This is a genomic window from Rubrivivax gelatinosus (assembly GCF_004340905.1).
In the GTDB taxonomy this organism is placed as follows: Bacteria; Pseudomonadota; Gammaproteobacteria; order Burkholderiales; family Burkholderiaceae_C; genus Rubrivivax; species Rubrivivax gelatinosus.
The window spans coordinates 95,533-118,415 of sequence record NZ_SLXD01000013.1 but is presented as its reverse complement, the minus strand read 5'-3'; the positions used below and the strand labels follow the sequence as shown (position 1 = coordinate 118,415).

Here is a 22,883-nt window from a genome sequence, read left to right as displayed (position 1 = left end):
TCGCGACCAGGGTCGCCGCTCAGGAGAGACGCCGACGGCGTGCGGCACCGGCACCGAGCAGTGCCAGGCCGGCGAGCGCCAGCGTCGCCGGCTCGGGCACCGCCGAGACGGTCACGTCACGCAGCTCGAAGCCGCCGTCGATGACACCGTTGCCGCCGCCATACAGGGCGTCCCCGGCGGCCAGCAGAGCACCGAAACCGGTCCAGTCGAGGTCGGACTCGCTGAAGTTGACGATCGCACCGTCGCTGAACAGCGTGCCGCTGACGTCCAGCGTGCCGGCGCCTTGGGGATCGACAAACGGCAGTCCGAACAGGCTGGCCAGCAGCAGCATGAGGTCCTGGCTGGTTTCGCCGTCATAGCTGATGGAGAAACCGAAAGTGCCCAGCGCGGTGTCGTGCACGCCCGCGTTGCCGGCGCTGAAGTTGAAGGAGTAGCTCGGCAACGTCAGGCCGGAAGCCGTCAGCAGTCCGGAGAAGATCGGCATCGGGCTCGAGACCGAGGCCCCGATGCCGCCGCCCGGGAAGCCGGTGAAGGCCGCGCCGCCCTGGACGCTGACGGTGTACTCGCCGTCGGGCACGCGGTTCAGGGTCAGCGCACCGGAGAGGTCGCGCAGGTCGGCACTGAAGGTCGTCGGCGTGCCGTCGGCAAAACCGCTGACGCTGAGCTCGCCGGTCAGACTCGGCGTGGACAAGACGACCGCGGCCTGCGAGGCTGCGGCGGACAGGGCGAGGATCGCCCCGGCGGCGACACGCGTGATCAGGTTCATATCGACTCCCTTGCTGTGGCGGGCCTCCATGTGGCACCGGCGCGCCTTTAGCAGAAACCGCGCCGCAGTCGAGGAAGTCTCAAATACTCAGATCTGACAAGCGTTTAGCGCATCGTGCCGGGCTGGCCGGCGGAGGCAGGCCACAACGCTGTCAAGCTCTCCGACACCGGGTTCACGCGGGGGCCGGCACGCTCCAGCGTTTCTTGACCTCGCCACGGCCGTCCACGCTCTCCAGGTGAACCGCAAAGCCCCAGAGCCGCGCGATGTGTTTCAGCACCTCGGCGGCGCTGTCGTGCAGCGGCCGGTCGTTGTGCTGGAAGTGGCGCAGCGCCAGCGAACGGTCCCCGCGCAGGTTGACGTTCCAGACCTGGATGTTGGGCTCGCGCGTGCCCAGGTCGTACTGGTGCGACAGCGACTCGCGCACGCGCCGGTAACCGGCTTCGTCGTGGATCGCGCTGATCTCCAGCTCGGTCTGCTTCTCGTCGTCGAGGATGGTGAACAGGCGCAGGTCGCGCATCAGCTTCGGGCTCAGGTACTGGCCGACGAAGCTCTCGTCCTTGAAGTTGCGCATCGCCTGGTCCAGCGCCGGCAGCCAGGGCGTGCCGGCGATCTCCGGGAACCACTGGCGGTCCTCGTCGGTGGGCTTCTCGCAGATGCGCTGGATGTCGTTGTACATCGCGAAGCCGAGCGCATACGGATTGATGCCGCTGTAGGCGCGGTGCCCCACCGGCGGCTGGTAGACGACGTTGGTGTGCGACTTCAGCCACTCGATCATCACGCCGTCGGTCAGGTAGCCGTCGTCGTACATCGTGTTCAGCAGCTTGTAGTGCCAGAACGTGGCCCAGCCTTCGTTCATCACCTGGGTCTGGCGCTGCGGGTAGAAGTACTGGGCGATCTTGCGCACGATGCGCACGATCTCGCGCTGCCAGGGCTCGAGCAGCGGCGCGTTCTTCTCGATGAAGTACAGCAGGTTCTCCTGCGGCTCCTCGGGGAAACGTTTGCTCTCGGCGGCCGGCGAGTCCTTCTCGGCGCGCCGCGGCAGCGTGCGCCACAGGTCGTTGACCTGCTGCTGCGCGTAGGCCTCGCGGTCCAGGCGTTCGGCAAGCTCCTGCGCCAGCGACTTTCGGCTCGGCCGGCGGTAGCGGTCGACGCCGTGGTTGGACAGCGCGTGGCAGCTGTCGAGGAAGGCCTCGACGGCGTCCAGGCCGTGCTTTTCCTCGCACTTGGCGACGTAGTCCTTGGCGTAGACGAGGTAGTCGATGATCGACGACGCGTCGGTCCACATCCGGAACAGGTAGTTGCCCTTGAAGAAGCTGTTGTGGCCGTAGGCGGCGTGGGCGATGACGAGCGCCTGCATCGCCATCGTGTTCTCCTCCATCAGATAGCTGATGCAGGGGTTGGAGTTGATGACGATCTCGTAGGCCAGGCCCATGTGGCCGCGCTTGTAGTTCTTCTCGGTGGCGATGAACTCCTTGCCGTAGCTCCAGTGGCGGTAGTTCACCGGCATGCCGACGGACGCGTAGGCGTCCATCATCTGCTCGGCGGTGATGATCTCGAGCTGGTTCGGGTAGGTGTCCAGGCCGAAACGCGCCGCGGTCGCGCGGATGATCGCGTGGTACTTGTCGATCAGCTCGAAGGACCAGTCGCTCGGGCCGGGGAGAGGTTCACCAGGCCGTTCGCCGGGCGGGATCGGCTCGGTGAGCAGCGTGCGCGCGGTGCCGTATTTCATGCCGCCTGCTTCCCTTCCTTCTTGAAGAGGTCACGGAAGACCGGGTAGATCTGGTCGGCGCTGGTGGCCTTGCGCATCGCGAAGTGGCGGTGCGCGGCCTGCAGCTGGGTGTACTCCTCCCAGAGGTTCTGCTCTTCCTCGGCGACCTGCACGTAGGCGTAGTAGCGCACCAGCGGCAGCAGCTTGTCGCCCAGCAGCTCGCGGCAGCGGCCGCTGTCGTGGTGCCAGTTGTCGCCGTCGCTGGCCTGGGCACCGTAGATGTTCCATTCGCTGGGGCTGTAGCGCGCGCGGATGATCTCCTCCATCAGCACCAGCGCGCTGGACACGACGGTGCCGCCGGTCTCGCGGGCGTGGAAGAAGTCGTGCTCGCCGACTTCCTGCGCCTGCGTGTGGTGGCGGATGAAGACCAGCTCGATGCGTTCGTAGTGCCGCGTCAGGAACAGGTACAGCAGGATGAAGAAACGCTTGGACAGCTCCTTGCGCGCCTCGTCCATCGAACCCGAGACGTCCATCAGGCAGAACATCACCGCCTTGCTGGTCGGCACCGGCACGCGCACCCGGTTGCGAAAACGCAGGTCGATCGGGTCCAGGTAGGGGATGCGCTCGACACGCGCGCGCAGCCGGGCGATCTCTTCTTCCAGCGTCTCGATCTCGCGCTCGGCAACGGCGTCGCCGGGCTGGAGCGCGGCCTTCAGCACCGCCAGGCGGTCCTCCATCTCGCGCAGCTCGCGCCGCGAGCCGGCGCCGATGGCGATCCGGCGGCCGATCGCGCCGCGCATCGAGCGCACCACGTGCAGGTTGTTCGGCGTGCCGTCGTTGCTGAAGCCGGCGCGGTGGGTCTTCCACTCGGGCACCTCGGCGAGCTGGGTGCGCACCAGGTGCGGCAGGGCCAGGTCCTCGAAGAAGACCTGCATGAACTCTTCCTTGCTCAGCGCGAAGGCGAAGTCGTCCTCGCCTTCGCCCTGGTCGCTGGCCTGGCCGCTGCCGCTGCCGCCGCCTCCACCGCCCTTGGGGCGCTCGATGCGGTCGCCGCGGATGTACTCCTGGTTGCCCGGATGCACGATCTCGCGCACCCCGCCCTGGCCGTGGCCGAAGACCGGCTCGGAGAGATCCTTCTTCGGGATGTGGATCTCTTCGCCGCGCTCGATGTCGCGGATGCCGCGGCCGTCGATCGCACGTTTGACCGCCTCGCGGATCTGGTCCTTGTGGCGGCGAAGGAACCGCTCGCGGTTGCCGATCGACTTGTTTTTGCCGGCGAGCCGCCTGTCGATGATCTGCTGCATGGCATTACTCCCTCTCCCGCGGGGCGGGAGAGGGTTGGGGTGAGGGCTGGTGATGCGCCTGCACCCTCACCCCTGCCCTCTCCCGCGCGCGGGAGAGGGGGAAGCTGCGTGCGGCGCTCGGCGTCATCTCAGGAGCTCTTGCGTACGCGCAGGTACCACTCGCACAGCAGCCGCACCTGCTTGGGCGTGTAGCCCTTGTCGACCATGCGGGTGACGAAGTCCTCGTGCTTCTTGGCCTCGTCGGCGCTGGCCTTGGCGTTGAAGCTGATGACCGGCAGCAGTTCCTCGGTGTTGGAGAACATCTTCTTCTCGATCACCGTGCGCAGCTTCTCGTAGCTCGTCCACACCGGGTTCTTGCCCTGGTTGTTGGCACGCGCGCGCAGCACGAAGTTGACGATCTCGTTGCGGAAGTCCTTCGGGTTGGCGATGCCGGCCGGCTTCTCGATCTTCTCGAGTTCGCCATTGAGCGCCGCGCGGTCGAAGACCTCGCCGGTGTCGGTGTCGCGGTACTCGTGGTCCTGGATCCAGTAGTCGGCGTAGGTGACGTAGCGGTCGAAGATGTTCTGGCCGTACTCGGAATAACTCTCCAGGTACGCGGTCTGGATCTCCTTGCCGATGAACTCGGCATAACGCGGCGCCAGCATCTCCTTGATGAAGCCGATGTACTTCTGCTCCAGCTCGGCGGGGAACTGCTCGCGCTCGATCTGCTGCTCCAGCACGTACATCAAATGCACCGGGTTGGCGGCGACTTCGGTGCTGTCGAAGTTGAACACCTTGGACAGGATCTTGTACGCGAAGCGCGTCGAGATGCCGGTCATGCCTTCGTCGACGCCGGCGTAGTCGCGGTACTCCTGGTAGCTCTTGGCGCGCGGGTCGGTGTCCTTCAGGTTCTCGCCGTCGTAGACCAGCATCTTGCTGAACAGCGAGCTGTTCTCCGGCTCCTTCAAGCGCGTGAGGACGGCGAACTGGCTCATCATCTTCAGCGTGCCCGGCGCGCAGGTGGCCTGGGCCAGCGAGGAGTTGCGCAGCAGCTTCTCGTAGATCTTCACCTCCTCGCTGACACGCAGGCAGTACGGCACCTTGACGATGTAGATGCGGTCGAGGAAGGCCTCGTTGTTCTTGTTGTTGCGGAAGGCCTTCCACTCGCTCTCGTTGCTGTGCGCGAGCACGACGCCGTCGAAGGGGATCGCGCCGAAACCTTCGGTTCCCTTGAAGTTGCCTTCCTGGGTGGCCGTCAGCAGCGGGTGCAGCACCTTGATCGGCGCCTTGAACATCTCGACGAACTCGAGCAGGCCCTGGTTGGCCAGGCACAGGCCGCCGGAATAGCTGTAGGCGTCGGGGTCGTCCTGGGCGTAGCTCTCCAGGCGGCGGATGTCGACCTTGCCGACCAGCGAGCTGATGTCCTGGTTGTTCTCGTCGCCCGGCTCGGTCTTGCTGATGCCGACCTGGCGCAGGATCGACGGGTAGCGCTTGACGACCTTGAAGCGCCGGATGTCGCCGCCGTACTCCTCCAGCCGCTTCACCGCCCAGGGGCTCATGATGCGGTTGAGGTAGCGCCGCGGGATGCCGTACTCGCTCTCCAGGATCGGGCCGTCCTCGTCGGGGTCGAACAGGCCCAGCGGCGACTCGTTCACCGGCGAACCCTTGATCGCGTAGAACGGCACCTCCTGCATCAGCTGCTTCAGGCGCTCGGCGATCGAGCTCTTGCCGCCGCCGACGGGGCCGAGCAGATACAGGATCTGCTTCTTCTCCTCCAGCCCCTGCGCCGCGTGCCGGAAGTAGGACACGACCTGCTCGATCGCGTCTTCCATGCCGTAGAACTCGGCGAAGGCCGGGTAGACCTTGATGATCTTGTTGGCGAAGATCCGCGACAGCCGCGGGTCGTTGCGCGTGTCGATGCTCGTCGGCTCACCGATGGCCCTCAGCATGCGCTCGGCCGCGGTGGCGTAGGCCAGCGGGTTGCGCTTGCACTCGGCGAGATAGTCCTCGAGCGAGATCTCCTCTGCACTGAGGCGTTCATAGCGCGCCTTCAGGTTGCCGATCACGTCCATGCGAGCTCCTGGTCGATGACGGCGAGGACCGCCGGGGCCGCACGGCCCCGACTCCCTCGCCTGGGGAAGTTCTGATGGAGTCCCGGCTGTACGGGCCCAGGCTCCATCAGAGCTTTCCGTCACGCCAGCGGCATGGCCGCTTGCCTCGGCAGGCAGTCAATCCTGCCCGTGGCGGGCCGCGTTTTCCACCGGGTTTGGCCTGTCATCGGCCGCCTGTTCGGAGGATCCCGCGTCAGCCCTGCTTTGCAAGAGGTGTGCCCTCTCGGCCACCGGCCAGGCTGCAGGCCGTCCTGCAGGACGCGCAGCGTGGCGGATATCACGCCCTGCGTCGTCCACCCAGCCATCATGCGACGACGGCGAAAAGCCTGCCGGCGCTTTGGGCATGAAGCTCGTGGGGGCAGCCGGCCGGATCGTCGCCGGCAGCGCACCTTGGCGGTGCGCCGGGCTTCTACTCTTGCGTGATGCCCAGGCGCTCGAGCAGGCCGTTGAGTTCGTCAAGCGAGCCGAAGGAGATGACGAGCTCGCCGGACTGCTTCTTGCCGCGCCCGCGCAGACGGATCTCGACGCCGGCGCCCAGCGTGTCGGCCAGGCGCTCCTCGAGCCTCAGCACGTCGCGTGACTTGCCGGCCGCGGCCTTCTCGCGCGGCGTCGGCTCGGGCCGCGACTGGCGCTGCACCAGCTTCTCGGCTTCGCGCACGCTCAGCTTGCGCGAGGCGATCTCGTGCGCCGCCATGACCTGCGGCGCAGCCTCCAGCGCCAGCAGCGCACGGGCGTGGCCCATGTCCAGGTCGCCGGCCAGCAGCATCTGCTGCACGGGCTCGGCCAGGTTCAGCAGGCGCAGCAGGTTGCTGGCGGCGCTGCGTGAACGCCCCACGGCCTGCGCCGCCTGTTCGTGAGTGAGCCCAAACTCTTGCACCAGCCGGCGCAGGCCTTGGGCTTCTTCCAGCGGGTTCAGGTCTTCGCGCTGGATGTTCTCGATCAGCGCCATCACCGCCGCGGCCTCGTCGGGCACCGGCTTGACGAGCACCGGCACGCGGTCGAGCCCGGCGATCTTCGCGGCGCGGAAGCGGCGCTCGCCAGCGATGATCTCCCAGCGGCCTTCGGCCACCGGGCGCACGAGGATGGGCTGCATCACGCCCTGGCCCTTGATGCTCTCGGCCAGCTCGTACAGCGAGCCCTCGTCCATGCGCGTGCGCGGCTGATACCGGCCCGGCTCGAGCTGCTCCAGGCGCAGCGTCGTCGGCTGGCCGTCGCCGGCCGGCGTTTCGGAGACTTTGGGGCCCAGCAGCGCTTCGAGGCCCAGGCCCAGCCCCTTCGGTTTTTTGGTCGCCATGGGCGTGATTGTCACCGAGCGGCGACCCGGCCCAGCGCGGCGAGCCTGGCGACGCCTTCGGGCCAGTCGCCGAGGCCCGACTCGGCGTTCAAATGACCGCGTGCGCCCAGGCTCTCGGCCGGCACGGCCCAGTCGGCGGCAAGCGCCTGAGACGCCGCCGGCGAGGCGAAGGGATCGTCCTCGCTGTAGAGCACGAGCGCGGCAAACGGGAGCGGCCGGCGCACGACGGGCCGCCAGCGGGCCACCGGCGGCGGCGTGTCGGGCTGCTCCAGATCGGGTGGCGCGACGAGCAAGGCGCCGGCGACCCGATCGGCATGCGATGAATGCGCCGCCCACGCGGCGACGAGGTGGCAGCCCAGGCTGTGGGCGGCCAGCCGCACGCGGCCCGGCGCGGCGAGCACCGCTTCTTCGAGCTGCGCCATCCAGTCCCCGCGCAGCGGCCATTGCCAATCCGACTGCTGCACGCGCTGAAAGCCGTGCAGCGCCTCCCAACGGCTTTGCCAGTGCTCCGGGCCCGAGCCCAGCCATCCGGGCAGCACCAGCACGCGTTCGTCCAAGGTCATCACCTTGCCTTATCCTCGACCGTTCACCCCACGAATTGTGCGCGAGAGGCAGAGATGAACTACACGGTCTACGTCGACGGACAGGAAGGCACGACGGGCCTGCGCATCCACGAGTACCTGGCAAGCCGCCCCGACATCGAGCTGCTGAAGATCGCGCCGGACCTGCGCAAGGACGCCGCCGAACGCGCGCGCCTGCTCAACGCCGCGGACGTCGCCTTCCTCTGCCTGCCCGACGCCGCGGCGCGCGAGGCGGCGGCGCTGGTGACCAACCCGAAGACCTGCCTGATCGACGCCAGCACCGCGCACCGCACCGCGCCGGGCTGGGCCTACGGTTTTCCCGAACTGGCGCCCGGCCAGCGCGACGCGCTGCGTGCCGCCAAGCGCATCAGCAACCCGGGCTGCCACGCGACGGCCTTCGTCGCGCTGCTGCGCCCGCTGGTCGACGCCGCTCTGGTGCCGGCGACGCTGCCGGTCAGCGCGAGTTCGATCACCGGCTACTCCGGTGGCGGCAAGAAGATGATCGAGCAGTACCAGGCCGGCGGGAACCCGGAACTGGACGCGCCGCGCCCCTACGCGCTGGGTCTGGCGCACAAGCACCTGCCCGAGATGGCGGCTCACACCGGGCTGGCCACCGCGCCGCTGTTCGTGCCGGTGGTCGGGCCGTTCTACAAGGGTCTGGCGGTGTCGGTGCCGCTGCATCTGGCGCAGCTGCCCGGCGTGACGGCCGAGGCGATCCACGCCGCCTACACGGCGCATTACGCGGGCGAACGTTTCATCCACGTGATGCCGCTGCGTGATGCTGCGACGCTGGAGCATGGTTTCCTCGACGTTCAGGCGGCCAACGACACGAACCGCATCGACGTCTTCGTCTTCGCCAATGACAGCCAGGTGCTGCTGGTCGCGCGGCTGGACAACCTCGGCAAGGGCGCCAGCGGCGCCGCGGTGCAGGCGATGAACCTGCACCTGGGGCTGGACGAAGGCCTGGGGCTCTGAGGCCCCGGCCCTGATGACAACGGCGCCCTTCGGGGCGCTTTTTTTTCAGGCCTCGGGCGCCTGGCGGTAGTGGTAGGCGAAGGCGTCGGCAAAACCGAGCCGGCCGTAGATCGTGCGGGCGGGCGAGTTGTCGGCTTCCACTTGCAGATAGCCGGCGCGAGCGCCCTGCTCCATCGCCAGCCCGAGCAGCCGCCGGCACAGCCGGGCCGCGTGGCCCTGGCCGCGGGCTTGGGACGCCGTGAAGACGTCGTACAGCCCGGCCAGATCGGCTTCGACGGCGACCTGGCCGCAGGCCAGCACGGCGCCGTCGGCTTCGTGCACCAGTGTCAGCGCGGTGTGCGGCACCGGTGCACCGGCCAGGCGTTTCGCGTGGGCCTCGCGCTGTTCGAGCGGAGAGCCGCGCAGCGCGCCGACGGTCGCGGCGAAGGCCGCGCTGTCGACGATGTTCCACGTGAAACCTTGGGGCGCCGGCAGCCCGGCATGCGCTTGCAGCGCCGGAGCCAGTTCGGGTGCCAGCATCACCCGCGTGTCGTCGATGCGCGCCCAGCCACGCGCCGCCAGTTCGGCATCCAGCGTCGCCGGGCGCGTGAACGGCGTGATGCGCACGAACATCGGCAGGCCGGCGTCACGGTAGACCGCAGCCGCCAGCGCCAGGCGTTCGTCCAGCGACAGACGGCCGTCGGCCACGGCGTTGATGCAGCGCGCACGCTTGGCCTTGCCGGGCGAATAACGCACCAGCCAGCCATCAATCCAGCGCTGCTCGCGCGGCGCGGCGGCGTTCAGGCCGGCGTCTTCGGCACGGGCGGTCAGCGTCTCAAGCAAGCCGGGCCACCATCTCGCGCGCGAACTCGACGAAAGCCTGCGCGCCCTTGCTCGACGGGTCGAAAGTGACACCCGGCTGGCCGTAGCTGGGCGCCTCGGCCAGGCGAACGTTGCGCGGGATCACCGTGTTGAAGACCTTGTCGCCGAAGTGCGACTTCAGCTGTTCGGCCACCTGCTGCTGCAGCGTGATGCGCGGGTCGAACATCACGCGCAGCAGGCCGATCAGCTTCAGCTCGGGGTTCAGGTTGGCATGCACCTGCTTGATCGTGTTGACCAGGTCCGACAGGCCTTCGAGCGCGAAGTACTCGCACTGCATCGGCACGACAACACCATGCGCCGCGCACAAACCGTTGAGCGTCAGCAGGCTGAGCGACGGCGGGCAGTCCACCAGCACGAAGTCGTAGTCGGCCTGCGCCGCGGCCAGGGCATGTTTCAAGCGTCGCTCGCGGCGCTCGAGTTCCACGAGTTCGACCTCGGCACCGGCCAGTTCGCGGTTTGCCCCCAGCACATCGTAGCCTGCGACACCCCGCTGGCAGGCCTCGGCGACCGTCGCACTCTCCAGCAGCACGTCGTAGACCGACAGCGGCAACGACCGCTTGTCGACGCCCGAGCCCATCGTCGCATTGCCCTGCGGGTCGAGGTCGACGACCAGCACGCGCTGGCCGACCTGGGCCAGGCCGGCGGCAAGGTTGACGGTGGTCGTCGTCTTGCCGACGCCGCCTTTCTGATTGGCAATACAGAAAATGCGCATGCTCATCGCGCCTGGGCGCGGGATTCGGGAGGGGATGTCGCGCGGTCGCGGCCGCCGGTGGCGACCACGAAGGGCGGCCGAGCGTAGCGCAGAATCGGCGCCACAGCGCCGCAGGCCATCAGGCTTTTCGCATCCACACCAGGCAGCGCTGCGCGTCCAGGCCCGGCACGCTGAGCTGTTCCACGTGGAACACCTCGGCGCCGGCCGGCAGCGCGGCGATCTCGTCGTCCGGCACCCTGCCCTTCATCGCCATCCAGCACCCGTCGGGTTTCAGCAGCGACGAGGTCAGCGTGACGAAGTCGGCCAGCGACGAGAAAGCGCGGGATGTGACGACGTCGAAGGGCGGCGCCTTCAGCTGCTCGACCCGCGAGTGCGCCGCCTGCAGCCGTGACAACCGCAACTCGGCCGCAGCCTGGCGGATGAACGCCGCCTTCTTGCCGACGGTGTCGACGCAGGTCACGTCCCAACCCAGGATCGACAGCACGACACCGGGCAGGCCGCCGCCGCTGCCGACGTCGAGCACACGCCCGGCCGGCAGACGTGCCGCGAGCGGCTTCACGACCGCCAGGCAGTCGGCCAGGTGCTGGGTCAGCATCTGCGCCGGGTCGCGCACCGCCGTCAGGTTGTAGGTGGCGTTCCAGCGCTGCAGCAGCGCCAGGTAACGCTCCAAGGCTTCGACCTGGGCGGGCGTGAGCTCCAGCCCCAGCGCCGCGCAGACCGCGGCCGGTGTCGCAGCCGTCATGCCGTGGCCTCGTCGGCGGTGAAGCCCTTGAAGCGCCCCTTCTTCAGGTGCACCAGCAGCAGCGAGATCGCCGCCGGCGTCACGCCGGAGATGCGCGAGGCCTGGCCCAGCGTCTCGGGCCGGTGGCGCGCCAGCTTCTGGCGCACCTCGAAGGACAGCGCGGTGACCTGGGCGTAGTCCAGGTCCTCGGGCAGCTTCATCTGCTCGTAGTGCGCGGCACGCTGCACCTCGTCGACCTGCTTGTCGATGTAGCCGGCGTACTTGATCGTGATCTCGGCTTGCTCGATCACCGCGTCGGCTTCGCGAGCGCCGTACTCGGCCTGCAATGTTCCACGTGAAACAGCGTCGGGAACACCGGCCGCAGCGGCCGCGCCCCAGACTGCATCGAAATCGACACCCGGCCGGCGCAGCAGGTCGGCCAGGTTGTACTCGTGCTCCAGCGCCTTGCCGATAAAACGTTCGGCGTCGGCCGCGGCCAGCGTCGCCGGCCGCACCCAGGTGCTCTTCAGGCGCTGCTGCTCGCGCTCCAGGCGCTCGCGCTTGCGGCAGAAGGCGTCCCAGCGCGCGTCGCCGACGAGGCCCAGCTCGCGGCCGATCGCCGTCAGCCGCAGGTCGGCGTTGTCCTCGCGCAGCTGCAGCCGGTACTCGGCGCGGCTGGTGAACATGCGGTAGGGCTCGGTGATGCCCTTGGTGACCAGGTCGTCGACGAGCACGCCCAGGTAAGCCTGGTCGCGCCGCGGCGTCCAGGGCTCGCGGCCCTGGGCCTGCAGCGCGGCGTTGGCGCCGGCGAACAGGCCTTGCGCCGCAGCCTCCTCGTAGCCGGTCGTGCCGTTGATCTGGCCGGCGAAGAACAGCCCGCCGATGGCCTGGGTCTCGAAGCTGGGCTTCAGTTCACGCGGGTCGAAGTAGTCGTACTCGATCGCGTAGCCGGGGCGCAGGATGTGCGCGTTCTCCAGGCCCGGCATCGAACGGATCGCGCCGAGCTGGACGTCGAAGGGCAGCGAAGTCGACACGCCGTTCGGATAGAACTCGTGCGTCGTCAGGCCCTCGGGCTCGAGGAAGATCTGGTGCGAGCTCTTGTCGGCGAAGCGGTTGATCTTGTCTTCGATGCTCGGGCAGTAGCGCGGGCCGACGCCTTCGATGATGCCGGTGAACATCGGGCTGCGGTCGAAGCCGCTGCGGATGATCTCGTGCGTGCGCTCGTTGGTGTGCGTGATCCAGCACGGCAGCTGGCGCGGGTGCATCTCGGGCGTGCCGAGGAAACCGAACACCGGCACCGGGTCGAGGTCACCGGGCTGTTCTTCCAGGCGCGAGAAGTCGATCGAGCGGCCGTCGATGCGCGGCGGCGTACCGGTCTTCAGCCGGCCCTGCGGCAGCTTCAGCTCCTTCAGCCGGCCCGACAGCGTCGTCGCCGCCGGGTCGCCGGCGCGGCCGGCGCGGTAGTTCTCCAGCCCGACGTGCACCCGCCCGTCGAGAAAGGTGCCGGCGGTCAGCACGACGGCGCGGGCGTTGAAACGCAGGCCGATCTGGGTGACGACGCCGGTGACGCGGTCGCCTTCGACGATCAGGTCGTCGCAGGCCTGCTGGAACAGCCAGAGGTTCGGCTGGTTCTCCAGCCGGCGCCGGATCGCAGCCTTGTAGAGCACGCGGTCGGCCTGGGCGCGTGTGGCGCGCACCGCCGGGCCCTTGCTGCCGTTGAGGATGCGGAACTGGATGCCCGACTCGTCGGTGGCCTCGGCCATCGCGCCGCCGAGCGCGTCGACCTCCTTGACGAGATGGCCTTTGCCGATGCCACCGATCGACGGGTTGCAGCTCATCTGCCCCAGCGTCTCGATGTTGTGGGTCAAGAGCAGCGTCGTGCAGCCCATGCGGGCGGCAGCGAGCGCAGCTTCCGTTCCGGCGTGACCGCCGCCGACGACGATGACGTCGAACGCTTGGGGATGCAGCATGAGGCCGCGGATTTTACGAGGCCACGCTCACCCGGGCGGCTTCACGGCGACGATCCCACCAGCGATCGAAGAAGTAGTGCGCGATCGTGTTGGCCACCGGCTCGATCAAGGTGATCGCCCCGGCGATCGCGATGCTGCCGGTGAGCAGGTAGCCGATGGTGAACGAGATGCCCACGTGCAGGACACCGAAGGCGGCGGACTTGGCCATGTCGGGCTCCATTTGAGAATGGCTCTCATTCTGAAGACCCGCCGCCCGCCACGGGATCGATTGTCGGCATCACCGCGATAGCATGCGCCCCATGCCCGAGCCCCTGCCCTGCCGCGAACGCTGCGCCGCCTGCTGCATCGCGCCGTCGATCAGCAGCGCGATTCCCGGCATGCCCGACGGCAAACCCGCCGGCGTGCGCTGCATCCAGCTCGACGAGGCCGACCGCTGCAGGCTCTTCGGCCGCCCCGAGCGCCCGGCCGTCTGCGGCGGGCTCGACCCCTCCGACGAGATGTGCGGCACGTCGCGCGGCCACGCCCTGGCCTGGCTCACCCGCCTCGAAACCGCGACCTCGCCGACGTGAACCCTGCCGCCGCCCCCTCGCTGCACGAGCGCCTGCTCGCGCACTACCCGATGCTCGCCGCGCTGCCCGCGGGGGAAGCGCAAGCCGTGCTCGCGCGCGACGCGATGCACCTGAAGGCACCCACCGGCATGCTGCTGTTCGACGAAGGCGCGCCCTGCGGCGGCTTCCCGATGGTGCTGGCCGGCGCGGTGCGTGTCGCCCGCGGCTCGCCGGGCGGGCGTTCGCTGGAGCTGTACCGCGTGACGCCGGGCGAACTCTGTGTCGTCTCGGCCTCGTGCCTGTTCGGCCACGCGGCCATGAGCGCACACGGCGTCGCCGCCGAAGACACCGAACTCGTGCTGCTGAACCCGGCCGGCTTCGAGCGCTGGTGCACGCACGCGCCGTTCCGCCAGTACGTCTTCGGCATCTTCGCCGACCGCCTGGCCGACCTGATGGCGCTGGCCGAGGCCGTGGCCTTCCAGCGCCTGGACCAGCGCCTGGCCGCCGCGCTGCTGGGCCGCGGCGCGGTGCTGCGCGCCACGCACCAGAGCCTGGCCGACGAGCTGGGCACGGTGCGCGAGATCGTCAGCCGGCTGCTCAAGCGCTTCGAGCGCCAGGGCTGGATCGCCGTCGGCCGCGAGCGCATCGACGTGCTCGACAGCACCGCGCTGCGCACGCTGGCCGCAGGAGAAGCACCCCGCCCCGTGTGACCGCAGTCACCGACGCTGCGCCACGCCCCCGCGCACACTTCGACTCACGGCATTCCCGCCGTCACATCGTCAGGAGTGAGCCATGAAATCCAACGTCGGCGGCATCGACCGCGTTCTCCGCATCGTCCTCGGCCTGGCGCTGATCGGCATGACGCTCGCCGGGTTCATCGGCGTCTGGGGCTGGGTCGGCGTCGTGCCGCTGCTCACCGGCGCCGTCGGCTTCTGCCCGCTGTACCCGCTGTTCGGCTTCAGCACCTGCCCGGTCAAGCGCTGATCATTTCAGCGCCGCGCTGCGCAGCGTGCGCGCCACGTAGGCCAGCGCCACGGCGCTGAGCGCGGCGCAGACCAGCACCGGCGGCAACAGCGCCGCCGCGTCCAGCGTCTCGCCGCGCAGCACGCGGTTCATCAGCGTCACCTGGCCCAGCGCCGGCACCCAGGTGAACCAGGCCGCGTCGCCTTCCTGGTTGAACACCGAGACCAGCGGCGCCAGCGACACGGCGAGCACGACGACCGTCGAGCTCGCCTGCGCCTCCTTGAAGCTGCGGCAGCGGATGGCCACGGCCATCAGCACCGCGGCCACCGCGGCGGCCAGCGGCAGCAGCAGCATGACGAAGGCACCGGCCTCGTAGGCGCCATAGCGGAACAGCGCCGCCAGCGCGTCGTTGCGCAACAGCCATTGGCCGGGCAGGAAACTCGCGGCGCTGAGCACCGCGATCGCCACGCCCACCGCGGCCACCGCGCCCCACTTGCCCAGCACCAGCGCCCAGCGCGGCGCCGGGTTGCACAACAGCGGCTCCAGCGAGCCGCGCTCGCGTTCGCCGGCCGTGGTGTCCAGCGCCGCGTTCAGCGCGCCGTAGACCACGGCCATCAGCACGAAGAACGGCAGCATGCCCAGCAGCTGCGCCGCGCGCGAAGCGGGGTCGGCCAGGTCGCGGTTCTCGACCCGCGCCACCTGCACGAGCTGCGGCGCGACGCCGCGCAGCGCCAGCCGCAGCGAGGCCTGCTCCTGCACGAAACCTTCGACCAGGCGCTCGACACGCCGGCTGCCGACGGCCGAGCGGGTGTTCGCGCTGTCGGCCACCAGTTCCAGCTCGACCGGCTCGCCGCGCGCCAGGCGCTTCTCGAAGTCCTGCGGCACGACGAGCACCGGGTCGCCCAGCGTGCGCGCACGCAGCTGCGCCTCGTAGTCGGGCGGCGCCTCCTTCAGCGTCCAGGCCTGGCGCTCGACGTAGTTGCGCAGCGTCGGCGCCGCGGCGATGTCGCGCACCAGCAGCTCGCGCGCCTCGGCGCGCTCCTCCATCGACGACACCAGCACCGACAGCAGCACCAGCACCAGCGGCCCCATCGCCACCGAACTCAGCAGCACGGTGAGCAGCGTGCGCCGGTCGCGCAGCGCGTCGACCAGCTCCTTGCGGAACACGGTCCAGGTGGACTTCAGCAGTGCGCTCATCGTGCCGCCTGCGCCTCGGCGCCGAAGGCCAGTCGCACGAAGGCTTCCTCGAAATCGGCGGTGCCGGCGCGTTCGCGCAGCTCGTCGACGCTGCCGTCGGCGACCACACGGCCATGCGCGACGACGACGACGCGGTCGCACAGGCGTTCGACCTCCTGCATCACGTGCGTCGAGAAGACGATGCACTTGCCGGTCTCGTCGCGCAGCCGGCGCAGCGTGTCGCGCAGCGCCCGCGTGGCCAGCACGTCCAGGCCGTTGGTGGGTTCGTCGAGCACGATGTTCGCCGGGTCATGCACCAGCGCGCGCGCCAGCGCGGTCTTCATGCGTTCGCCCTGGCTGAAGCCGTCGGTGCGGCGGTCCAGCAGCGGCTGCATCTCCAGCAGCGTGGCCAGGGTCTGGGCGCGCGCGTCGGCAGCCGCCGCGTCCAGGCCGTGCAGCCGGCCGTAGTAGGCGATGTTCTCGCGCGCCGTCAGCCGCGGGTACAGGCCGCGCGAGTCGCCGAGCACGCCCAGGCGCGACTGGGCCTCGCGCGTGCGCGTCGCGACGTCGATGCCGTCGACCTCGGCCACGCCTTCGTCGGCCGGGATCAGCCCGGACAGGATGCGCAGCGTCGTCGTCTTGCCGGCGCCGTTGGGGCCCAGCAGGCCGGTGATGCGGCCGTCGTCGGCGCGGAACTCGACGCCGTCGACGGCCTGCACGCTGCGCGCGGCCTTGCCGCGGCCCTGCACGAAACGTTTGCGCAGCCCACGCACCTCGATCATCGCGGCCCTCCCGGCGGCACGAAGACGGCCGGCCGCGGCAGCGTCGCGGCACAGCCGAAGTCGACCGCCAGCGCGTCGGCCTCGGTCTCGGCGTCGATGAAGCGGAACACCGCGTCGCGGATGCAGCCCACGGCCAGCACGCCGTGGCCGGCGCCGGGCACGACGACGTGACGCGCCTTCGGCCCCAGCGCCGCGGCCGTTCGGGCGCCGTGGCGAGGCGGCGTCACCGGGTCGGCGCCGCCGGACAGCAGCAGCGCCGGCACCGGGCTGCGGCCGACGCGGTAGAAGGCCGGCGGCACCTCGCCACGAGGCCAGTCGCGGCAGGCCGCGGCGTATTCGTCGGCGAAGGTGCTGCCGAAGTCGCGCCCCGGCGCTTCGCCCGAGGCCGCACGCGGCGCGTCCTCGGCGCAGATCACCGAGAAGTGCAGCGCCTGCGCGATGCCGCGCCCGCGCATGTCCAGGCCGCTGGCGGCCAGCGCGAACAGGCCGTCGAAACGTCCGGCCGCGGCCTCGGCGATCGCCGCCGGCAGCGCCGAGGTCCAGGCCGGCAGGTACAGCGCCTGTCGCACCAGGCTGGCGACGAGTTCACGCGACACCGCCAGCGTCTCGCGCCGGCCGGTGAACGGGTGCGTGAGCTCCACCTCGCGCGGCAGCGACGCGAGCAGCGTGCTCCAGCTGGCGCGCAGCGTCGGGAACCGCGCGCGGCAGGCGGCGTCCAGCTCGCAGGCGTCGAGCAGGCCGTCCAGCGCCGCCTGGGCGTCGACCGACACCGCCGCCGGCAGCACCATGTCCGGCGGCGCGACGCCGTCGAGCACCAGCCGGCGCACCGCCTGCGGGAACTGGCGCTGGTACTCCAGCGCCGCGCGCGTGCCGTAGGAGACGCCGACGAGGTCGATGCGCTCGGCGCCAACGGCGCGCCGCACCGCGTCGACGTCCTGCACCGCCAGCGTCGTCGTGAACAGACGCAGGTCGCCGTAGGGCAGCTGCTGCAGCCGTTCGCGGCAGCGCTGCAGCGCCGCGAGGCGCTGCGCCGGGTCGGCGCCGGCGGCCAGCGGGCCCAGCGGGTCGCTCTCGGCGCAGTCCAGCGGCGCGCTGCGGCCGCTGCCGCGCAGGTCGACGAGCACGATGTCGCGCCGGCTGCCCAGGCGTCCCATCAGGCGCTGCACCGCTCCGGCGATGTCGATCGCGCCCTGCCCCGGGCCGCCGGCGAGAAACAGCACCGGATCGGGTTTGGGCCGGCGCGCCACCGCGGGCAGCACGGCGTAGTGGACGTCGACCGCCGGGCCGTCCGGTCGCGCCGGGTCCAGGGCGCGTTTGACGATGCCGCAGCGGGCCTCGTGTTCGACGCCGGGCAGGCGGCAGGGCTGGGTGGCGGCCCAGGCGGGCGCGGCCAGCACGAAGCTGGCCAGCGCCGCCGCGCGTCGCAGCACGCGGCCGCTCACGCCAGCATCCGGCGCAGTTCGCCGCTGTCGTGCAGGCGCTTCAGATCGTCGTGGCCGCCGACGAGCACGCCGCGCACGAAGACCATCGGGAAGGTCGGCCAGCCGGTCCACATCTTCAGCGCATTGCGTCGCCGCCACTGGCCGAGGTAGTGGCCGTAGTCCAGGTCGTGGTGGGCGATGCCGGCGGCGTCGAGCAGGCGCCGCGCCTTGCGCGGGAACGGGTTCCAGCCCATGCCGACGACGACCACCGCATGGGTGGCGACCGCCCGGCGCACCTCGTCGACGAGGTCGGCGTGGTGGGCCGCGACACGGTCGCGGATCGCGGGGTGCAGGTGCTCGTCGTCGAGGATGGCGCGCGGCATGGGCGGCGAGGTTATCAAAGCCCCGCGTCAGCCGGTGGTGTGCGGCTTCAGCAGCGTGCGGCAGGTGTCGCGCGCGCCGTCGGCCGCCGGCACCTTGCGGCAGACGCCGTCCAGCCGCGCCTGCAGCCGCTTCATCGCCGCGGCGTGGCGGCCGCCGTCGTTCCAGGCCAGGAGCTTCGTGCCCATGCGCTGAAGCGAGCGCACGCTGCGGGCCTGGAAGGCGCCGGCATCGCGGCCGGCTTCGTCGATCAGCGTCGCCGCCGTGCTCTCGATGCGCGCGCCGTCGGTCGGCGCCAGGTCGACGAGCGCAGCGAGGTAACCGCCGCCCCACTGCAGCCGCGTCGCCGGGCCTTCGCTCTTCTCGAACGCCTGGCGGTACCAGCCCAGCGCCTCATCGCTGCGGCCGAGCTTGCGCGCGTTGCCGCCAAGCTGGCTCATCAGGTAGTAGGGCGAATGGCTCTTCGCCAGGTTGGCCTTGAGCAGCGCGTCGCTCTCGTCCCAGAGCCCGGCACGCGCGAGCACGTAGGCGCCGCCGGTGATCACCGCCTGGCGCTCGTAGCCGTCGCTGATCTCGCGGTCGTCGCGTGCGACATGCTCGCGCACCGCCTGGCGCAGCGCCGCCGGCAGCTCGACCTTGACCGCGTCCTCGGGCGCGCCCAGGCGCGCCAGCTCGACGCGCGAGCCCAGGGCACCGAGCCGGTCGGCACGCGACAGCGTCGCATCGGCGGCCAGGCGCTGCAGCGCAGCGTCGAACACCGGCAGCAGCGGCGACTTCTCCGGTGTTCCGTCGGCCAGCGCACGCAGCAGCTCGGCGGCGCTGGCGGCGAAGACGTCGGCGTGGCGGCGCGCCAGCGCCGGCTCGGCAGCGACGCGACGCACACGCTCGCGCAGCGCGGCGTCGGGCTTGACGCGGCCCTGGCCTTCGTCGGCCACCAGCGCCTTCAACCACAGCCGGGTGACGGTCTCGTCGTCGGCGGCCGGCGCCGCGGCGGCCAGCTTCGCCAGCAGCGTGGCGCGTTCGGCCGGCGCGACGACACGGCCATCGTCCACGTCCCAGGCGTAGAAGGCCAGCGCACGCCATTCGTGTGCCGACAGCGCGCGGCCGGCGGTGGCGTCGGCCACCAGCGCTTTCACCGGCCGGCCGCCGGCCAGCGCCTGCTGCAGCAGGGCCAGCACCTGCTCGGGCTCGGCCTCGCCGGGCAGGCGCGTGATCTCGTGGGCGTCGGGCGAGAACAGCACCATCGTCGGGTAGGCGCTGACGCCGAACCGTTTGCCCAGCTTCTGCGCGCCCGGCCGGTCGCCGTCGACGTGCACGGCGACGAAGTCGCGTGCCTGCAGCGCGAAGTCCTGGCGGTTGAACAGCGTCGCCTTGAGCTGGTTGCACGGCGGGCACCAGGTCGCGCCCCAGTACAGCAGCAGCGGCTTGTTCTCGGCGCGGGCGCGCACGAAGGCGCGGTCGACATCGGCGTCGGCGGCGGCCGCCACCCAGGCGACGTTCTTCGACGGCAGCCCGGGCGCCGCGGCGGCGGTTCCCCAGGCAAGGCAGGCGGCGAAACAGCAGGCGGCGAGGCGGAGCTTCATGGCGGCAACGGGCAAGACGATCGGCCGATTGTGAGCCGGCCGCGGCAGCTCCCCGGAACGCGGGGGAAAACGTCGTCCTGCGGCCCCGGTCGATGAACGAAGTCACGCCGCCCCACGCGCGGGGTGCCGGCGCCGGTCAGGGTCTTCTACGATCCGCTGGTGAACATTCGTAACGCCTCCCTCCCGATGCGACGGCTGGCCCTGGTCGCCACGCTGGCGGCCGCCTTCGCGGCGCAGGCCGCCGACGTCAAGTCCGCGCGCTTCTACGAAGACGCGCTGCAGCGCTACGAGAAGCGGGACTACGCCGGCGCCGTGGTGCAGCTGAAGAACGCGCTGCAGATCGACAAGACGCAGCTGCCGGTGCACGTGCTGCTGGGCAAGGCGCTGCTGGCCAACGGCGACGTGCTCGGCGCCGAAGTCGCGCTGAACGAGGCGCTCAGGCTGGGCGTCAACCGGGCCGAAGTCGTGCTGCCGCTGGCCGAGACCTTGAGCCTGCAAGGCAAGCCCCAGGTGCTGCTCGAAGACCCGCGTTTCGCTCCGGCGGGCCTGCCTGCCGAGGTGCGCGCGCGCCTGCTGCTGGCACGCTCGACGGCCGCGGCCGACCTGGGCGACGCGCGCCAGTCCCTGCAACTGCTCGACGAGGCGCGTGCACTCGCGCCGCGCGACCCGGGGCCGTGGCTGGCCGAAGTCAAGCTGCGCCTGCGCAACGGGCAGCCGCAGGAAGCTCAGCTGGCCGTCGACAAGGCTCTGGCGCTGGCCCCGGGGCTGGCCGAGGCCCACTACCTGAAGGGCACCGTCGCCCATTCCAGGGGACAGCCTCAGGCAGCGCTGGGCGCGTACGACCGGGCGCTGGAACTCGAACCGCGGCACGTCGACTCGCTGGTGTCGCGCGCAGGGCTGCTGATGGACCTGCGGCGTGACGCCGACGCCCAGCGCGATGTCACCCGGCTTCGCCAACAGGCCCCCGACGATCCGCGCGGCGCCTATCTGCAGGCGCTGCTCGCCGAAAAGGCCGGGCGCGCGGCCGACGCACGCAGCGCGCTGCGCGACGTCACCGGGCTGCTCGACCCGGTGCCCTTGGACTTCCTGCGTTATCGGCCCCAGCTGCTGATGCTCGGCGGCCTGGCGCACTACGGGCTGGGCGAGCGCGAGAAGGCGCTGCCCTACCTTGAAGCCGTGCAGCGCATGCAGCCGGGCAGCGGTGCGGCCAAGCTCGCGGCGCAGATCCAGCTGTCGCAGAACAACCTGGACAAGGCCATCGAGTCCCTGGAAGCCTATCTGCGCCGCCATCCTCAGGACACCCAGGCGACGCTGCTGCTGGCGTCAGCGCAGATCGCGCAGGGACGCAACGCCCGCGCCACGGCCATCGCCGAACAGGCGCTGCGTTCGGGCGAGTCAGCGCAGATGCGCGGCCTGCTCGGCCTGAGCCTGGCGGCCAGTGGCAAGGTGCCCGACGCGGTCGACGCGCTGGAAGCCTCGTTCAAGGCCGATCCCAAGCAGCTCGCGCCGGGCATCGCGCTGGCCCAGATCCGCCTGCAGGCCGGCGACCCACGACGCGCGACGCAGATCCTGCAGACGCTGCTGCAGCACTACCCGAAGCATGCGGGCGTGCTGAACCTGCTGGGCAGCGCCAGGCTGCGCGCCGGCGACGCCGCCGGGGCACGCCAGGCCTTCGAGCAGGCGCTGGCCGCCGATCCGCGTTTCGTCTCGCCCCAGGTGCAGCTCGCCCGTCTGGATGCGATGACCGGCAAGCCGGACGCCGCGCAACAGCGCCTGCAGCAGGTGCTGGCGCAGGACGACAAGTCGCAGGAGGCGACGCTCGAGATGGCGGCGCTGGCCGAACGCCGCGGCCGCTTCGACGAAGCACGGCGCTGGTACGAGAAGGCCGACGACGTCGCCGGCCCGAACCGCTTCGACGCGGCGATCGAACTCGTCGACTACCTGCTGCGCCGCGAGCAGCCGGCCGAAGCGCGTGAAGCCGCCAAACGCATGACATCGCGCGCCCCCGAGGCGGTGCCGGTGCTGATGACGCTGGCCCGGGTGTCGCTGGCCAACGGCGACCCCGCAGCGGCACGCAGCTCGCTCACGCGCGCGTCGACGCTGGCCGGGCCGGACGTCGGTGCGCTGGTGCGCATCGCCATGCTGCAACTGGCTGCCAACCATCCTCCCGGCGCGCTGCACACGCTCGGCAAGGCACTCGCCGAGCGCCCCGAATCGCTCCCGGTGCAGGCGCTGATGGTCGAGGCGGAGCTGCGTGGCGGCGACGGCGCCGCCGCCGAAAAACGCGCGCGCGCCATCGTCGCCCAGCACCCCAAGCTGGCCGTCGGCCATTCGCTGCTGGGCGACATCGCCGCCTCCCGCGGCCAGACCGCGCCGGCCATCGACGCGTATCGCACGGCACAGCGCCTGCAGCCGTCCACCGAGACGCTGCTGCGCCTGGCCAACGCCACCGCCGCGCGTGATCCGGCCGGCGCGCAGAAACTGCTGGAGCAATGGCTGGCGTCGAATCCAGGCGACAAGGTGGCTCGCCGTGCGCTGGCCGACGCCCACGCCCGGGCCGGCCAGTGGGCCGCGGCCCGCGGCGCCTACGAGCAGTTGCTCAAGCAGACACCCGAGGACCCGGAGGTCCTGAACAACCTCGCCCAGATCCAGATCCGGCAGAAGGACGGCGCGGCCCTGGCGAACGCCGAACGTGCGTTGGCCCTGAAGCCCGGCGTGCCGCACATCCTGGGCACCGCCGGCTGGGCGGCGTTCCAGGCCGGCCAGAACGACAAGGCGCTGCAGCGTCTGCGCGACGCACGCCTGCGCGACCCTGGCAATCCGACCACCCGCTACTACCTGGCCGCGGCGCTGGCCAGGGCCGGCCGGCCGGCCGAGGCACGCGAGGAACTGCAGACCGCTCTGAGCGGTCCCGTTTTCGCCGAGGCCGCCGACGCGCGTGCGCTGCTCCAGACCCTCAAGTAAGGGGCCGTGCGGGTGTCGCAAGTTCTTACATCCGCCATCGATTTCTGCGACGATGGCTCGCAAGTCCTTGATAAAAAAGGACA

At 70.6% G+C, this 22,883-nt stretch carries 21 protein-coding genes; 5 read left to right on the top strand and 16 right to left on the bottom strand.

Annotated elements, in window-relative coordinates:
- Positions 1 to 19: 19 nt before the first annotated feature.
- From EV684_RS24440 to EV684_RS19165, 6 genes are all read right to left on the bottom strand, one after another.
- The gene (locus EV684_RS24440) at positions 20 to 766 is read right to left on the bottom strand and encodes a PEP-CTERM sorting domain-containing protein (RefSeq protein ID WP_165908538.1); all 747 of its coding nucleotides are present in this window, start codon (positions 764 to 766) and stop codon (positions 20 to 22) included.
- A gap of 172 nt (positions 767 to 938) precedes the next feature.
- On the bottom strand, positions 939 to 2,495 hold the full coding sequence (locus EV684_RS19185) for a SpoVR family protein (protein WP_132648897.1): 1,557 nt from the start codon (positions 2,493 to 2,495) through the stop codon (positions 939 to 941).
- The gene (locus EV684_RS19180) at positions 2,492 to 3,778 is read right to left on the bottom strand and encodes a YeaH/YhbH family protein (RefSeq protein WP_132648896.1); all 1,287 of its coding nucleotides are present in this window, start codon (positions 3,776 to 3,778) and stop codon (positions 2,492 to 2,494) included. The genes EV684_RS19185 and EV684_RS19180 overlap by 4 nt, the downstream gene beginning before the upstream one ends.
- A 128-nt stretch (positions 3,779 to 3,906) precedes the next feature.
- Positions 3,907 to 5,829: a PrkA family serine protein kinase gene (locus EV684_RS19175; protein WP_132648895.1), complete on the bottom strand. Its 1,923-nt coding sequence runs from the start codon at positions 5,827 to 5,829 to the stop codon at positions 3,907 to 3,909.
- A gap of 448 nt (positions 5,830 to 6,277) precedes the next feature.
- Positions 6,278 to 7,162: a ParB/RepB/Spo0J family partition protein gene (locus EV684_RS19170; RefSeq protein ID WP_132648893.1), complete on the bottom strand. Its 885-nt coding sequence runs from the start codon at positions 7,160 to 7,162 to the stop codon at positions 6,278 to 6,280.
- An 11-nt stretch (positions 7,163 to 7,173) separates the two neighbouring features.
- A complete protein-coding gene (locus tag EV684_RS19165) occupies positions 7,174 to 7,725 on the bottom strand; it encodes an RBBP9/YdeN family alpha/beta hydrolase (protein ID WP_132648892.1) in 552 nt (183 codons plus the stop codon).
- 54 nt (positions 7,726 to 7,779) lie between these two features.
- On the opposite strand from EV684_RS19165, the gene argC reads away from it, so the two are divergent.
- Complete coding sequence (gene argC / locus EV684_RS19160) at positions 7,780 to 8,718, top strand: N-acetyl-gamma-glutamyl-phosphate reductase (protein WP_132648891.1); 939 nt, start codon at positions 7,780 to 7,782, stop codon at positions 8,716 to 8,718.
- A gap of 45 nt (positions 8,719 to 8,763) precedes the next feature.
- Here the strand turns inward: argC and EV684_RS19155 are convergent, their stop codons facing one another.
- From EV684_RS19155 to EV684_RS19135, 5 genes are all read right to left on the bottom strand, one after another.
- Positions 8,764 to 9,540 carry a GNAT family N-acetyltransferase gene (locus EV684_RS19155; RefSeq protein ID WP_132648890.1) on the bottom strand — a complete coding sequence of 259 codons (777 nt, stop codon included), beginning with the start codon at positions 9,538 to 9,540 and terminating at the stop codon, positions 8,764 to 8,766.
- On the bottom strand, positions 9,533 to 10,297 hold the full coding sequence (locus EV684_RS19150) for a ParA family protein (RefSeq protein ID WP_310733569.1): 765 nt from the start codon (positions 10,295 to 10,297) through the stop codon (positions 9,533 to 9,535). Before EV684_RS19150 ends, EV684_RS19155 begins: the two co-directional genes overlap by 8 nt.
- Positions 10,298 to 10,409: 112 nt before the next feature.
- Positions 10,410 to 11,033, bottom strand: a complete 624-nt coding sequence (gene rsmG, locus EV684_RS19145) for a 16S rRNA (guanine(527)-N(7))-methyltransferase RsmG (protein WP_132648889.1) — start codon at positions 11,031 to 11,033, stop codon at positions 10,410 to 10,412.
- Positions 11,030 to 12,982 (bottom strand): tRNA uridine-5-carboxymethylaminomethyl(34) synthesis enzyme MnmG, encoded by a 1,953-nt coding sequence (mnmG, locus tag EV684_RS19140; RefSeq protein WP_132648888.1) that lies wholly within the window; start codon positions 12,980 to 12,982, stop codon positions 11,030 to 11,032. The genes rsmG and mnmG overlap by 4 nt, the downstream gene beginning before the upstream one ends.
- 13 nt (positions 12,983 to 12,995) lie before the next feature.
- Positions 12,996 to 13,190 (bottom strand): DUF2061 domain-containing protein, encoded by a 195-nt coding sequence (locus EV684_RS19135; protein ID WP_132648887.1) that lies wholly within the window; start codon positions 13,188 to 13,190, stop codon positions 12,996 to 12,998.
- 91 nt (positions 13,191 to 13,281) lie between these two features.
- On the opposite strand from EV684_RS19135, the gene EV684_RS19130 reads away from it, so the two are divergent.
- The 3 genes from EV684_RS19130 to EV684_RS19120 all read left to right on the top strand — a co-directional run bounded on the left by EV684_RS19130 (position 13,282) and on the right by EV684_RS19120 (position 14,514).
- Complete coding sequence (locus EV684_RS19130; protein WP_132648886.1) at positions 13,282 to 13,551, top strand: YkgJ family cysteine cluster protein; 270 nt, start codon at positions 13,282 to 13,284, stop codon at positions 13,549 to 13,551.
- Positions 13,548 to 14,240 carry a Crp/Fnr family transcriptional regulator gene (locus tag EV684_RS19125; RefSeq protein WP_132648885.1) on the top strand — a complete coding sequence of 231 codons (693 nt, stop codon included), beginning with the start codon at positions 13,548 to 13,550 and terminating at the stop codon, positions 14,238 to 14,240. The genes EV684_RS19130 and EV684_RS19125 overlap by 4 nt, the downstream gene beginning before the upstream one ends.
- 82 nt (positions 14,241 to 14,322) lie before the next feature.
- Complete coding sequence (locus tag EV684_RS19120; RefSeq protein WP_132648884.1) at positions 14,323 to 14,514, top strand: YgaP family membrane protein; 192 nt, start codon at positions 14,323 to 14,325, stop codon at positions 14,512 to 14,514.
- On the opposite strand, the gene EV684_RS19115 is transcribed toward EV684_RS19120, so the two are convergent.
- From EV684_RS19115 to EV684_RS19095, 5 genes are read right to left on the bottom strand one after another with little or no spacing between them, the layout of a single operon-like run.
- Positions 14,515 to 15,690: an ABC transporter permease gene (locus EV684_RS19115; protein WP_132648883.1), complete on the bottom strand. Its 1,176-nt coding sequence runs from the start codon at positions 15,688 to 15,690 to the stop codon at positions 14,515 to 14,517.
- Positions 15,687 to 16,451 carry an ABC transporter ATP-binding protein gene (locus EV684_RS19110; RefSeq protein ID WP_132648882.1) on the bottom strand — a complete coding sequence of 255 codons (765 nt, stop codon included), beginning with the start codon at positions 16,449 to 16,451 and terminating at the stop codon, positions 15,687 to 15,689. Before EV684_RS19110 ends, EV684_RS19115 begins: the two co-directional genes overlap by 4 nt.
- A complete protein-coding gene (locus EV684_RS19105; RefSeq protein WP_132648881.1) occupies positions 16,448 to 17,893 on the bottom strand; it encodes an alpha/beta hydrolase in 1,446 nt (481 codons plus the stop codon). The genes EV684_RS19110 and EV684_RS19105 overlap by 4 nt, the downstream gene beginning before the upstream one ends.
- Positions 17,890 to 18,255, bottom strand: a complete 366-nt coding sequence (locus tag EV684_RS19100; protein WP_132648880.1) for a glutaredoxin — start codon at positions 18,253 to 18,255, stop codon at positions 17,890 to 17,892. Before EV684_RS19100 ends, EV684_RS19105 begins: the two co-directional genes overlap by 4 nt.
- A gap of 27 nt (positions 18,256 to 18,282) precedes the next feature.
- A complete protein-coding gene (locus EV684_RS19095; protein WP_132648879.1) occupies positions 18,283 to 19,836 on the bottom strand; it encodes a thioredoxin family protein in 1,554 nt (517 codons plus the stop codon).
- A 186-nt stretch (positions 19,837 to 20,022) separates the two neighbouring features.
- Between EV684_RS19095 and prsT the strand changes: the two genes are divergently transcribed.
- Positions 20,023 to 22,800 (top strand): XrtA/PEP-CTERM system TPR-repeat protein PrsT, encoded by a 2,778-nt coding sequence (prsT, locus tag EV684_RS19090; RefSeq protein ID WP_132648878.1) that lies wholly within the window; start codon positions 20,023 to 20,025, stop codon positions 22,798 to 22,800.
- Positions 22,801 to 22,883: the final 83 nt, after the last annotated feature.

Excerpts from the sequence above, each read along its gene's own strand:
- EV684_RS19135 (WP_132648887.1), bottom strand. The coding sequence starts at position 13,190 with ATGGCCAAGTCCGCCGCCTTCGGTGTCCTGCACGTGGGCATCTCGTTC.
- EV684_RS24440 (WP_165908538.1), bottom strand. The coding sequence starts at position 766 with ATGAACCTGATCACGCGTGTCGCCGCCGGGGCGATCCTCGCCCTGTCC.
- EV684_RS19100 (WP_132648880.1), bottom strand. The coding sequence starts at position 18,255 with ATGCCGCGCGCCATCCTCGACGACGAGCACCTGCACCCCGCGATCCGC.
- EV684_RS19115 (WP_132648883.1), bottom strand. The coding sequence starts at position 15,690 with ATGAGCGCACTGCTGAAGTCCACCTGGACCGTGTTCCGCAAGGAGCTG.
- EV684_RS19130 (WP_132648886.1), top strand. The coding sequence starts at position 13,282 with ATGCCCGAGCCCCTGCCCTGCCGCGAACGCTGCGCCGCCTGCTGCATC.
- EV684_RS19185 (WP_132648897.1), bottom strand. The coding sequence starts at position 2,495 with ATGAAATACGGCACCGCGCGCACGCTGCTCACCGAGCCGATCCCGCCC.
- rsmG (WP_132648889.1), bottom strand. The coding sequence starts at position 11,033 with ATGACGGCTGCGACACCGGCCGCGGTCTGCGCGGCGCTGGGGCTGGAG.
- EV684_RS19150 (WP_310733569.1), bottom strand. The coding sequence starts at position 10,297 with ATGAGCATGCGCATTTTCTGTATTGCCAATCAGAAAGGCGGCGTCGGC.
- prsT (WP_132648878.1), top strand. The coding sequence starts at position 20,023 with ATGCGACGGCTGGCCCTGGTCGCCACGCTGGCGGCCGCCTTCGCGGCG.
- EV684_RS19165 (WP_132648892.1), bottom strand. The coding sequence starts at position 7,725 with ATGACCTTGGACGAACGCGTGCTGGTGCTGCCCGGATGGCTGGGCTCG.
- EV684_RS19095 (WP_132648879.1), bottom strand. The coding sequence starts at position 19,836 with ATGAAGCTCCGCCTCGCCGCCTGCTGTTTCGCCGCCTGCCTTGCCTGG.
- EV684_RS19110 (WP_132648882.1), bottom strand. The coding sequence starts at position 16,451 with ATGATCGAGGTGCGTGGGCTGCGCAAACGTTTCGTGCAGGGCCGCGGC.
- EV684_RS19180 (WP_132648896.1), bottom strand. The coding sequence starts at position 3,778 with ATGCAGCAGATCATCGACAGGCGGCTCGCCGGCAAAAACAAGTCGATC.
- EV684_RS19120 (WP_132648884.1), top strand. The coding sequence starts at position 14,323 with ATGAAATCCAACGTCGGCGGCATCGACCGCGTTCTCCGCATCGTCCTC.
- EV684_RS19170 (WP_132648893.1), bottom strand. The coding sequence starts at position 7,162 with ATGGCGACCAAAAAACCGAAGGGGCTGGGCCTGGGCCTCGAAGCGCTG.
- EV684_RS19175 (WP_132648895.1), bottom strand. The coding sequence starts at position 5,829 with ATGGACGTGATCGGCAACCTGAAGGCGCGCTATGAACGCCTCAGTGCA.
- mnmG (WP_132648888.1), bottom strand. The coding sequence starts at position 12,982 with ATGCTGCATCCCCAAGCGTTCGACGTCATCGTCGTCGGCGGCGGTCAC.
- argC (WP_132648891.1), top strand. The coding sequence starts at position 7,780 with ATGAACTACACGGTCTACGTCGACGGACAGGAAGGCACGACGGGCCTG.